At 69.5% G+C, this 11,830-nt stretch carries 12 protein-coding genes; 3 read left to right on the plus strand and 9 right to left on the minus strand.

Annotation, left to right across the window (positions count from 1 at the left end; translation table 11 throughout):
* Positions 1 to 23: 23 nt before the first annotated feature.
* The 8 genes from HNQ07_RS17075 to HNQ07_RS17110 form a co-directional block, all read right to left on the minus strand.
* Positions 24 to 1,439, minus strand: a complete 1,416-nt coding sequence (locus tag HNQ07_RS17075; protein ID WP_184113952.1) for a V-type ATP synthase subunit B — start codon at positions 1,437 to 1,439, stop codon at positions 24 to 26.
* Complete coding sequence (locus HNQ07_RS17080) at positions 1,436 to 3,184, minus strand: V-type ATP synthase subunit A (protein ID WP_184113953.1); 1,749 nt, start codon at positions 3,182 to 3,184, stop codon at positions 1,436 to 1,438. The genes HNQ07_RS17075 and HNQ07_RS17080 overlap by 4 nt, the downstream gene beginning before the upstream one ends.
* 113 nt (positions 3,185 to 3,297) lie before the next feature.
* The gene (locus HNQ07_RS17085) at positions 3,298 to 3,624 is read right to left on the minus strand and encodes a V-type ATP synthase subunit F (RefSeq protein ID WP_184113954.1); all 327 of its coding nucleotides are present in this window, start codon (positions 3,622 to 3,624) and stop codon (positions 3,298 to 3,300) included.
* Complete coding sequence (locus HNQ07_RS17090; protein ID WP_184113955.1) at positions 3,617 to 4,597, minus strand: V-type ATPase subunit; 981 nt, start codon at positions 4,595 to 4,597, stop codon at positions 3,617 to 3,619. Before HNQ07_RS17090 ends, HNQ07_RS17085 begins: the two co-directional genes overlap by 8 nt.
* A gap of 10 nt (positions 4,598 to 4,607) precedes the next feature.
* Positions 4,608 to 5,180: a V-type ATP synthase subunit E gene (locus HNQ07_RS17095; RefSeq protein ID WP_184113956.1), complete on the minus strand. Its 573-nt coding sequence runs from the start codon at positions 5,178 to 5,180 to the stop codon at positions 4,608 to 4,610.
* A gap of 9 nt (positions 5,181 to 5,189) precedes the next feature.
* A complete protein-coding gene (locus HNQ07_RS17100; RefSeq protein ID WP_229832113.1) occupies positions 5,190 to 5,522 on the minus strand; it encodes a V/A-type ATP synthase subunit in 333 nt (110 codons plus the stop codon).
* A 19-nt stretch (positions 5,523 to 5,541) separates the two neighbouring features.
* Positions 5,542 to 7,563, minus strand: coding sequence for a V-type ATPase 116kDa subunit family protein (locus tag HNQ07_RS17105; RefSeq protein ID WP_229832112.1), 2,022 nt, complete (start codon positions 7,561 to 7,563; stop codon positions 5,542 to 5,544).
* The gene (locus HNQ07_RS17110; protein WP_184113958.1) at positions 7,560 to 7,877 is read right to left on the minus strand and encodes a V-type ATPase subunit subunit G family protein; all 318 of its coding nucleotides are present in this window, start codon (positions 7,875 to 7,877) and stop codon (positions 7,560 to 7,562) included. Before HNQ07_RS17110 ends, HNQ07_RS17105 begins: the two co-directional genes overlap by 4 nt.
* A 349-nt stretch (positions 7,878 to 8,226) precedes the next feature.
* Between HNQ07_RS17110 and HNQ07_RS17115 the strand changes: the two genes are divergently transcribed.
* The 3 genes from HNQ07_RS17115 (at position 8,227) to HNQ07_RS17125 (ending at position 11,341) form a co-directional block, all read left to right on the plus strand.
* Positions 8,227 to 8,604: a RidA family protein gene (locus HNQ07_RS17115; RefSeq protein ID WP_184113960.1), complete on the plus strand. Its 378-nt coding sequence runs from the start codon at positions 8,227 to 8,229 to the stop codon at positions 8,602 to 8,604.
* A 111-nt stretch (positions 8,605 to 8,715) separates the two neighbouring features.
* Positions 8,716 to 9,573 carry a PSP1 domain-containing protein gene (locus HNQ07_RS17120; protein ID WP_184113962.1) on the plus strand — a complete coding sequence of 286 codons (858 nt, stop codon included), beginning with the start codon at positions 8,716 to 8,718 and terminating at the stop codon, positions 9,571 to 9,573.
* A 43-nt stretch (positions 9,574 to 9,616) separates the two neighbouring features.
* Positions 9,617 to 11,341, plus strand: a complete 1,725-nt coding sequence (locus tag HNQ07_RS17125; protein ID WP_184113964.1) for a M3 family oligoendopeptidase — start codon at positions 9,617 to 9,619, stop codon at positions 11,339 to 11,341.
* A gap of 57 nt (positions 11,342 to 11,398) precedes the next feature.
* Here the strand turns inward: HNQ07_RS17125 and HNQ07_RS24145 are convergent.
* The coding region (locus HNQ07_RS24145; RefSeq protein ID WP_260322986.1) for a PEGA domain-containing protein at positions 11,399 to 11,830 on the minus strand (432 nt) is incomplete at its 5' end.

Consider the following 11,830-nt stretch of genomic DNA (forward strand, 5'->3'; position numbering starts at 1 on the left):
CAGCCGGTCCGCCCTTGAGACCCTTACTGCATCGAGCGGCCGCCGCGCCACATCTCGTCCATCTTCTGACCGTAGTACTTGTCGATGGCGTCCTTCGAGATCCGGGTGAGCTGGCTCTGCGGCAGCTTGCTGAGAATGCCCCACGCGACGGTCAGGGAGTCCTCGATGGAGCGGTCCTGGTCGCCCTGGCCGATGAAGTACGTCTCGAAGTCGTCGGCGAACTTCAGGTACAGCTTGTCGGTCTCGGTCAGCGCGTCTTCACCCGTGATCGCCACGAGTTTGCGCAGGTCGAGGCCGTTGGCGTACGCGGCGAACAGCTGGTCGGAGATGTTCTTGTGGTCCGCGCGGGTCTTGCCCTTGCCGATGCCGTTGCCCTGAAGACGCGAGAGGCTGGGCAGCGGGTTGATCGGGGGGAACACGCCCTTGGAGTTCAGGGTGCGGTCGACCACGATCTGCCCTTCGGTGATGTACCCGGTCAGGTCGGGAATCGGGTGGGTGATGTCGTCGTCGGGCATGGACAGGATCGGCACCTGCGTGACCGAGCCGGGCTTGCCGTCCACCACGCCGGCGCGCTCATACAGCGACGCCAGGTCGGTGTACATGTAGCCGGGGAAGCCGCGCCGTCCGGGGATCTCTTCACGCGCGCCGCCGATTTCACGCAGCGCCTCGCAGTAGTTCGTGAGGTCCGTCAGGATCACGAGGACGTGGTAGCCGTGCTCGAACGCCAGATACTCGGCGGTCGTGAGGGCCATGCGGGGCGTGAGCAGACGCTCGACGGCCGGGTCGTCGGCCTTGTTCAGGAACAGCACCGAGCGGGCCAGCGCCCCGGTGCGCTCGAATTCCTGCGTGAAGAACGACACCTCGCGCTGGGTCAGTCCCATCGCAGCGAACACCACGGCGAAGTCGCCCTCGTGGCCGGGCACCTTGGCCTGGCGGGCGATCTGCGCGGCGAGTTCGTTGTGCGGCAGACCCGAGCCGCTGAAGATCGGGAGCTTCTGCCCACGGATCAGCGAGGTCTGCACGTCGATAGTGCTGATGCCGGTCTGGATGAACTCCTCGGGCTTGGCGCGCGCGGCCGGGTTCATGGGCTGGCCGTTGATGCTCTGGCGGCGCTCGGCGACCACGGCGGGCAGCCCGTCGATGGGGCGGCCCAGGCCGTCGAAGCGGCGGCCGATCATTTCCTTGCTCACGCCCAGGCGGGCCACGTCTTCGACGAGGCTCACCGACGCGGTGGCGAGGTCGAGGCCGCGCGTTTCCTCGAACACCTGGATCACGGCGTTCTGGTCGGACACGGAGATGACCTGGCCGCCGCGCATCTTGCCGCCGGCGTCCTTGATGTTCACGATCGCGCCGTACGCCAGGTCGCTGGCGGCGTTCACGAACAGCAGCGGCCCGGAGATGTACGCGACGTCGTTGTATTCCTTCTGCAGAAGGGTCACGCTTTCACCGCCTTGAAGGTGGAGTCGAGGTCACCCAGCACGCCGTCGGTGTACGCCGCGAACTGGTCTTCCGGCGTGTAGCGGGCGCGGGCGAGCTTCTCGATCACGGGGCTCTGGATGATCTCGTCGATGGTCGCGCCGTTCTTGAGCGCCGAGTCCGCCTGGTCATAGAACTTCAGGAACATGCGCATCAGGCCGTAGTTCTTCGGCATGGAGGCCGAGGCGTCCACCGGGTCGAAGCCGTTCTGCTGCAGGAAGTCCTGGCGCAGCATGCGGCCGGTCTCGATGATCAGGCGTTCGTTGTCCTGCAGGGCGTCCGGACCGACGAGCTGCACGACTTCCTGCAGGGAGGCTTCTTCCTGGAGGATGGTGCCGATGCGCTGGCGCAGTTCGGGGAAGTCCTCGGCGATGTTCTGGCGGTACCACTTGTCCAAGATCGGCGTGAACAGCGAATACGAGCCGTTCCAGTTGATCGCGGGGAAGTGGCGGCGGCGGGCCAGGCCCGCGTCCAGACGCCAGAACGCGCCGGTGATCCGCAGGGTGGCCTGCGTGACGGGCTCGGACATGTCGCCGCCGGCCGGGCTCACGGCGCCGATCACGGAGACCGCGCCGTCCTCGCCGGCCAGGGTCTTCACGGCGCCCGAGCGCTCGTAGAACGCCGCGAGCTTGGCGCCCAGGTACGGCGGGTAGCCTTCTTCGGCGGGCATTTCTTCCAGGCGGGAGCTGATCTCGCGCAGCGCCTCGGCCCAGCGGGACGTGCTGTCGGCCATGAGCGACACGGAATAGCCCTGGTCGCGGAAGTACTCGGCCAGGGTGATGCCGGTGTACACCGAGGCTTCACGCGCGGCCACCGGCATGTTGCTGGTGTTGGCGATCAGGATCGTGCGGTGCATCAGGGGCCCACCGGTCTTCGGGTCTTCCAGTTCCGGGAATTCCACCAGCACGTCGGTCATCTCGTTGCCGCGCTCGCCGCAGCCCACGTACACCACGATGTCGGCGTTGCCGTACTTGGCCACCGACTGCTGGGTCACGGTCTTGCCCGAACCGAACGGCCCGGGGATGGCCGCGGTGCCGCCCATGACCAGCGGGAACAGCACGTCCAGGATGCGCATGCCGGTGAGGAACGGCAGGCTGGGGTCGAGCTTCTGCGACACGGGGCGGGGCGCACGCACGGGCCAGTAGTGGGCCATGCGCAGTTCCGTGCCGTCTTCCAGACGGGCGATGGTCTGGTCGATGGTGTACTGACCGGCCGGCGCGATCCACGCGATACGGCCCGCCTTGTCGGGCGGCGTCAGGATCTTGTGCGTGAAGGAGAACTCCGGCACGGTGCCCAGGATGGCGCTGCCGGTCACGCTGTCGCCGACGTTCACGCTGGGCGTGAAGTCCCACAGCTGCGTGCGGTCGAGGGACGAGACCTCGATGCCGCGCGCGATGAAGTCGCCGCTGGCCTCGCGGATCTTGCCCAGCGGGCGCTGGATGCCGTCGTAGATGCCGTTGAGCATCCCCGGCCCGAGTTCCACGCTCAGGGGGAGGTTGGTCGTCTGCACGGGCTCGCCGACGGTCAGGCCGGACGTGTCCTCGTACACCTGCACGAAGGCGGTGTCACCGTCGAGGCGGATGATCTCGCCCACGAGGCGCTCGCTGCCCACGCGCACGATGTCGTACATCTTCGCGCCGTACATGCCCTTGGCGATGACCGCCGGGCCGGCGATACTCTGCACGACGCCGCTCTTGTTCTGCGTCATTTAGTACTCCTTCGGAAAAGGTCTGAGGGTCGAGAGTGTGACAGTCTAGGAGAAGGAATCTGCCGTGTCTGTGGGCGTGATCTCTTAGACGGCTCGACCCCCGGACCTCGCCGTTACAACTTGATATCGAAGCCGATGGTGTCCCGCACGAGCTTGCCCATGTACGCCTTGGCGTCCACGGTGTCGGGCGAGAAGGCGTCCTTGAGGCTGGGGATGGGCAGCAGGATCGGCAGTTCGCGGCCGCGCATCAGGCGGGCCGTGCTCGCCGCGGGGTCCGGGATCAGGCCGGTGTCCACCGCCACCAGGCCGTAGTCGCCCTCGGTGATCAGCTTCTCCAGCGCCTGCTGCGCCTGCTCCGGGGTGGTGTCCACGACCTCGGCGCCCGCCAGACGGAAGCCGGTGGCGGTTTCGTGGTCGGTCAGCACGACGACTTTACGCACCTTCCAGCTCCTTTTGCAGTTCGTCCTTGCCCAGACCGTAGTACTTGGCGCGGCCGATCAGGCGCATGCGGGCGATCTCCTGTTCCTTGCGGCGCAGGAAGTCGAGTGCCACGCCGGGACCGAGCGCGTCGGCCATGGCGACGTTGCGGCTCGCCTCGTCCAGCAGCCGCCGGGCGACCGCCTCGGCGCTGCCCAGGTCCGGCGCTTCCGTGATCGCCTGGAGTTCCGGCGAGGACACCGAGTTGTCGCCGCCCGCGATCCGCAGGAAGTCCGCCTCGCTGACGTCACGCCCGCCCGGAATGAAGTACCGGGCGTTCGGCGCGCCGCCGCGCAGCTGCCGGGCGATCAGGAGGTTGCGCACGTCGATCTCGCGGGTGAAGTAGCGGCGGACGTTCGTGCCGCGCACGCCGGCGAGCACCGCGCGGTAGTAGCCCTGGTCCAGCGCGACCTCCACGTCGAGCAGGCTGCTCGCACCGCCGGCCACCGCCGCGCGCAGGATGGTGCCCAGCTTGCCGCCCGCGACCGACAGGGTCTGCGCGAGGCCGGGCACGTCTGCACTCTGCGCCGCGCCCTGCAGCACGCTCCAGGGAATGGTGCCGGCCGGGATCAGGCCCGCGACGATGTCGTCGGCCGAGCGGCCGGTCTGCACGCCGCGCACCAGCGTCTTGACGTTCTGCAGGTCGTAGCGCAGCAGCAGCGCCTCGATCTCGCGGGCAGGCTGCCCGGTGGCAATCGAGCGCAGCTGCGTGATCGCCTTGAGGTAGTTGCGGCTCAGGGCCTCGTCGAGCTGGCCCAGACCCGCGCCCTGCGCGGTGGCGTCGCCCAGGTCCTCACGCAGGGGCGTTTCGCTGATCTGCCGCAGGAATTCCTGGTAGTTCACGGTGCTGGCCGCTTCGTCCAGCGCGCGGGACTCGACCAGCGCGGTACGCATCATGCGCACGCGTCCGTTGATGTACCCGTAGGGGTTGTTCACGCACCCCCCCTTACGCGTCCGCGAGCAGGCGGGAGACCTGGGCGCTCAGCTCGGCGCGGCTGGCGTTCAGACGGCCCAGCAGCGTGTTCTGGACGCTGGTCTTGCCGCCGCCCGCCACCAGACGCACGCCGGTCTTCACGCTCTCGTTGGCGCGCACTTCCAGGTGCCGGCCCAGCTGCGCCAGCGCCTGGTGCACCGCGCCGTGCTCGGCGCTGGCCGCCTCGACGACCTCGGCATCCGGCAGGGCCGCGAGGCCCTCGGCGATCAGCTTGGCGAGCACCTGCGGGTACTCCGGCGCGGTGGTGGCGCCCTGGAGGTACTGTTCGGCGGTCTGGAAGGCCTGGACCTGCAGGGAGTCCCCGGCCGAGAGCCGCTGGGCGTTGGCGTCCAGGTCGGCGGCCGAGCGGGCGCGGGTCAGACCGGCGGCGTAGTCGGCCTGCTGTGCCCGCTGGCGGCTCTCGATCATGTTCCGGGCGCGTTCCTGCGCCTGGGCGACGATCTGATCCGCTCTCGCCTGCGCGTCCTCACGGATGCGCGCGATCTCGCCCTGAATTTCGGTTTCGAGAATGTCACCTAGGCTCATGGCTGCCCCTTAACCGCGGAGCAGGAAGAAGCCGACGAAGCCGAAGATGACCAGCGTTTCCGGGATGAAGAACCAGATGGCCATCTGACCGAACTTCTCGGGACGCTCGGCCACGACGCCCGCGGCGGCCGCACCGATGGGGCCCTGCGCGAGGCCGGTGCCCACGGCGCCCAGGCCCAGCGCGATACCCGCGCCGATGGCCTTGAGGCCCGAGGCGGTCGCGCCGGCGTCGCTGGTCGCGGCTTCCTGCGCGAAGGCCGAGGTGGCGAAGGTCATGACGGCGAGGGCGGGCAGGTACTTGGCAGCGATGACGGTGCTGTTCTTGTAGGCGGTGTTCTTCATAGGTTCCTCCGGTAGGTGGTTATTTCCGTGCCGCGGGGGCAAAGGGAGCGTAGCGGGTGCCGGTCTCCTGGTAGAAGCCGGTCGGGTTGAGGTACTCGACCCACACGAGTCGGATGGGCTGCATGACGTGACCCAGGATGGTCAGGGCGAACAGGAAGGTGTGCACGATCAGGCCCAGGATGATGCCCAGCAGCGGCCCGATGATCGGCAGCACGCCGCCCAGGCCCCAGCCGACGTCCGTGGCGAGGTTCGCCAGGATCGCGGCGGCCACGCCGACCGCGAACAGTCGGGTAAACGAGATGATGTTGCCGCCGTTCGACAGGATCTCGATCAGCATCAGGGGGTTGCGCGCCTGGAACAGCCCGACCAGGAACACCACGAAGCCGACCAGCATGACCAGCACCAGCGGATTGGCGAAGTTGCCGAGCGCCCCGAAAGCCTGTCCGGCGCGGGACACGTATGCCAGCAGGATCAGGCCGACCAGACCGCCCAGCATGCCCACCGCTTCCCAGAAGTGGTGCATGTGCTTGTGCTTGTAGGTCAGCTGCGCCTTGAGGCCCCAGCTCCACAGCATGAAGATCACGCCCACGGCGATGCAGATCAGCATGATGGTGTTGGAGAATTCAGGCAGCACGCGCGGGAAGAGGATCGGGATCAGGCCGCTGGCGTGCTCGCCCTCGTGCAGCGTGACGCCCCAGATGCGCTGGATCAGCTCGGGGTTCACGTAGAACACGTGCAGCTTCTCGAGCACGTTCCCGAAGAACTCGCCCGTGAGAATGCCCCACAGGATGCTCCACAGGCTCATGGTCTGGAGCACCACGCCCACGCGCTTGAGGGTCGCGGGGTCGAGGGTGATACCCAGCAGGCCGATAGGCAGGCTCTCGCCGCGGCGCGCGCGGGCCAGGCCCCACAGCGCCGCCAGCAGGAACAGCAGGCCGAAGCCGATGTCCGCGACGATGAAGCCGAAGAACAGCGGGAAGAACCACGCCACCACCCACGACGGATCGAAGGTGCCGTAGCGGGGCGGATCGCTGATGTTCAGCATGAACTCGAAGTTCTCGGTGTAGGAGCTGTTCTTCAGCTGCACCGGCACGCCCTCGGCGTGATGCTCGTCGACGGGGTGCAGCTCGAACATCGCGCTCTGCTTGAAGGGCTCGAGCGCACGCTGCAGGTCCGGAATGCGGTCCTCGGGCACGTAGCCCTGGAGCACGAAGCCGTACTTGCCGCGCGCGGTCTGGGCCCGGGCGTCGTCGATACCCACGCGGTCGGCCAGCGCGTCGCGGATGGCGGCCACGGTCGCGCCGTGCTGTGCAGCCAGGGCAGCCTTTTCACGGGCGACCTGTTCCAGCGCGGGCGGGTTGGTGCGCGCAATGTCCGTGAACGCCTGTGCGACCTCCGAGAGCGGCAGGCGCTCGAAGCGGCCCGGGAGCCGCAGTTCGCCCAGGCGGGCCTTGCCCAGCGCCACGCGGGCGCGGTCACGGTCCGCCGCCAGGACGGCCACCACCACGGCGGTCAGACGCTCGTTCACGCGCTCGCTGCCGACCGCAAAGCGGTCACCGAGTTCGGCCCTCAGGGCGTCCTGCGCCGCCTGCAGCTCGCCGGCCTGCTCCACCGTCAGGGGAATCAGGGCCAGGCGCCGGCTGCGGTCGGCGCCGCCGGCCGCGCGGGCCAGGGCGGCGACCACGTCGGTGTAGGTGCGCTGGGTGTCCAGATCAGTGCGCAGTTCCGCTTCCCGGTCCGTCAGGGCGCCAGCGGGCGCGGCGGCCTGCTCGACCAGCGCGCTCCACTGGTCCTCGGCGGGCAGGGCAGCGCGCGTCACGTCGTGCGCGCCCAGCTCGCCCAGGGTGCTCTCGGTGCGCGCCAGGAGCCGCTCGGCGTCGCGGCGTTCCTCGGCGGCCTGGCCGGCCAGCGGACCACTCTGGAATCCCTGGGCTTCCAGCGGGACGATATGCAGCACGCCTGCCCGCTGGAGGGCCTGCATGACCGCACGGCTGTCACTCTGACGCCCGGCGACCACCACCTGCTGCATGGGATTGATCACGGGAGCACCGCCCTCATGATGGTTTCCACCGCCTGACCCAGCTTCCCTTCCGCGAGCGCGCGCGTGCGGTCGGCCTGCGTTTTGGCCTCCCCGCGCGCGGCGTCACGGATGGACTGCATGTCCGCCGTCAGCTTCTGCTCGTGCTCGGCCTGCATGCTCCGAACCTGAGCCTCCGCGTCACGAAGGATCCCGGCAGCCCGCGCCTCGGCGGCCTCCACGGTCTGCTGCGCCTGCGCGCGGGCCGCTTCGATCTGCGCGTCCAGCGCCGCTTCCCGGCTGGCCAGCTCACTTAAGACCCGACTTGAGACGTCCAAAACTCACTCCTCCTTTCCCGCTTTCCCACCGCACTCCGCTCCAAAAGCCCCATCCTGGCGGATGAGGTCTGGGGCGTGGTACGCAGGGTTTCCGGTGGCCCGACCTACTTGTAATAATTGCGTCAGACTCACTTCGCATCGTAACACAGCCCTGAAATGGGGCCGGGGGGCATGCGTCCCTCGGGGTGCGTCCAGCGCGTCGTCACGGGGAGGAAGGGGCGTCCGGGCACCGTCCCGTTTCATCTGGGCGTGATCCGGGCCGCCGATGCTTGTGGGCTGCCGACACGTGGCGTCGGCCACCGGATACAGGCCCGGCCCTTCCGGCCGCCTCGGCGTCTATGCTCTGGGCATGAAAGAGATCGTGCAGACCCCCGCCGCGCCCGCCGCCATCGGCCCGTACAGCCAGGCCGTCACCTTCGGGAACCTGGTCGTGACCAGCGGGCAGATTCCGCTGACGCCGGCCGGCGACCTCGTGAGCGGCGGCATCACCGAGCAGACCGAGCAGGTCATTGCCAACCTGCGGGCCGTGCTGGCCGCGGCCGGTACCGACCTCGACCGCGTGGTGAAGACCACCGTGTTTCTGGCCGACATGACCGAGTTCGCCGCCATGAACGCCGTGTACGAGGCGCACTTCCGCGCGCCGTACCCCGCGCGCAGCACCGTGCAGGTCGCCCGCCTGCCCCGCGATGTGCGCGTGGAGATCGAGGTGCTCGCCGAGCGGCACTGAACGGCCCGGCCGCCCAGGGCGGAGCGCCGGGTCCCCTGCGGCTCTGTGCGCTCCGCTCTTTTGTGCCTCAACTCTCGACGGCCCCGCGCGGGGCGTGCCATGCTGCACGCAATGGTCGTCCTGCCCGTCCGCTTCGAGCGCAGTCCACGCCTCCACCCGATGCTGAGCGAGCAGCCGCACGCGGTGGGGACGAAGGTCGTGGTGCAGGGCAAACGTGGCCCTGAAGTGGCGACGGTGCGCGGTGAGGCCAGCGAGCCGCACCCGTCCGAGCGCTACGGCGCGGTGCTGCGCGCGGCCACGCCCGAGGATCTGGACCGCTGGGACACGCTGCACCGTGCGGGCGAGGACCTGAAGTGGCTGCTGCGGGCGCGCGCGCGTGAGCGCCGGCTGCCCGTGAAGCTCGTGGCGGTGGAGTTCACGCTGGACGAGAGCCTCGTGACGGTCAGCTACAGCGCCGACGAACGCATCGAGCTGACCAGCCTGATCGGTGAGGTGCGCGCCCACACGCGGGCACGCGTGAACTTCGCGGCCATCGGGCCGCGCGAACAGGCACAGATGCTGGGCACGCTGGGCGCGTGCGGCCGCGAGAACTGCTCCAGCACGCACCTGCAGGACTTCGCGCCGGTCAGTATCCGCATGGCCCGCGACCAGCAGCTCCCGCTGAACCCGGAGAAACTGTCCGGACCGTGCGGGCGGCTGCTGTGCTGCCTGCAGTTCGAGCACACCCAGTACGTGGAGCTGCTGAAGAACCTGCCGCGCAAGAACGCGAAGGTCTGCCACGACGGCAGCGGCGCGTGCGGCAAGGTCACGAAACTGCACCCGCTGGCCGGCACGGTGGACGTCCTGACCGAACAGGGGATGCTGGTGGGCGTGCCCGCGACCGAACTGCGCCGCGCGCCGGACGAAGGCCCGAAGCCGGGCGGCGACCGGGGGAGCAAGGCCCCCCGCCAGCGGGACGCGGACGCCTGAGGACGCGGCGGGCGCCGGAGCGCGAGCGGGTACACTCCGGGGCATGACCGGCACCCTGGACGCAGTCGAACGCACACTTGCCACGGCGGCCGCCGCCACCCGCTGGGACACCTACGCGCCGCGTGTCCAGGCGCTGCTGGACGAGGCCCTGGACGCGGCCGGTGTACCCGGCTGGCTGGAGCGCTGGAGCGCGCTGTCGTCCGAACTGGCCGAGACGGGAGCGAAACTGTCCACCCACGCGGACCTGCACACGGACCAGCCGCAGGTGCAGGAGCGCTACCAGGCCTTCCTAGCCGAGGTGATGCCCAGCGCGGAACGGGCGGATCAGGCGCTGCGCCAGAAGCTGCTCGCCGTGCCCGGGTACGTGCCGGACGCCGACACCGCGCTGACCTACCGCCGCTTCCGGGACGCGGCGGCGCTGTTCCGCGAGGCGAACGTGGACCTGGGCGTGGTGCACGAGCAGCAGAAGAACCGGCACTCCGTGCTCACCGGCAACCAGACGGTATGGCTGGACGGAGAGGCGCTCACGACGCCGCAGGCGCGCCTGCGGCTGGACCGCCCGGACCGGGCAGCGCGCGAGGCCGCGTGGCGGGCGCTGTCGGACAGCAACATGGGCGTGGCGGGCGACCTCGACCGGGTGATGCTCGACCTGCTGGCGACCCGCCGGCAGATCGCCCGGAACGCGGACGAGCCGGACTTCCGGGCGTACCAGTGGAAGGCGCTCGACCGGGTGGACTACACGCCCGCCGACTGCCGCGCCTTCCACGACGCGGTCCGGGATGAAGTCGTGCCCGCGCTGACGGCACTGGTGCAGGACGCCGCACGTCGCCTGGGTCTGGACAGCGTCCGCCCGTGGGACTACAACCGCAGCACCCTCCCGGACCCGGAGGGCCGCCCGCCCCTGACGCCCTTCAGCGGCGGCGCCGAGCTGGAAGCGCTGGCCGCCGACGTGTTCGGAGCGCTGGACGCGGACCTGGCCGGACGCTTCGCGTTCATGCGGGGGCACGGCCTGCTTGACCTGGAGTCGCGTCCGGGCAAGATGACGCACGCGTACTGCCAGTATTTCCCCGTGCACAACGAGCCCTTCGTGCTGATGAACGTGGTGGGCAGCGCGGACGACGTGCGCGTGCTGTTCCACGAGGTCGGGCACGCCTTCCACGGCTTCTACAGCGGCGAGAGCCAGCGCCTGCTGTGGAACCGCTGGAGCCCCACCGAGTTCGTGGAGATCCCCAGCATGGCCATGGAGTTCCTGACGCTCGACCACCTGGGCCGCGTGTTCACGCCGGAGGATCTGGCGCGTTACCGGGCGTCGCAATTGCAGGGCGTGGTGGCCTTCTTGCCGTGGGCCGCGCAGATGGACGCCTTCCAGCACTGGCTGTACCACGACGCGCCGCAGGACGTCGGTATCGCCGAGCTGGACGCCCGGTGGCTGGAACTCGACCGCACCTTCCACGGCTTCGTGAACTGGGACGGCCTGGACGAGGGGATCCGCGCGAAGGGCTGGCAGTACTACCACATCTTCCAGGTGCCCTTCTATTACATCGAGTACGCCATGTGCTACCTCGCGGCGGTCGGGGTGTGGCGCGCGGCGCAGGCCGACCCGGCGCGCGCGATGGAGGACTACAAGGCGTCGCTGCGGCTGGGCAGCGCGTCCAGCGTGCCGGAGCTGTACCGCGCGGCAGGCGTGGAGTTCCGCTTCGACCGCGACTACATCCGCGGCCTGACGGCCTTCCTGACCACGCAGCTCCGGCGCGACGCGGCCGACTGAAGCCCACACGGCAGCGGCGGCCTTCCATAACGTGGAAGGCCGCCGGTGTCATGCCGGTCAGTAGCGGTAGGTGGTCGTCTCGCTGACGTTCACACGGACCGTGCGGCCCTGCCCCCGGTCCACCGTGACGGTCACGCTGCTGGCGCCGCGGACCAGCACGCCCTGGAAGCCGGTGGTGGTGCTCACGCTCTGCTGGAGCACGTAACCCTGCCCCTGGAGATCCTCGATCTTGCGGTCGTAGGCCGAGCGGGCCGGGTCCTGGGCGGGCGCCACCGCGCCGAGCAGTTCCCCGATGAAGTCCAGCACTGTGTTCCCGGTGCCCGAGGGCGTCACGGGCGGGGTCGCCACCGGGCGGGGCATCGGGGTCGGGGCCCGGCCCTGCGGCGCGAACTCAACATTGAGGTTGGTGGTGGCGCCGCCGCGGATGGACACGGTGGTGGTGTAGTCCCGGAACCCCGGCGCCTGCACCCGCACCGGGAACGTCCCCGC

Origin of the sequence: Deinococcus metalli (assembly GCF_014201805.1) — a bacterium.
Taxonomy (GTDB): Bacteria; Deinococcota; Deinococci; order Deinococcales; family Deinococcaceae; genus Deinococcus; species Deinococcus metalli.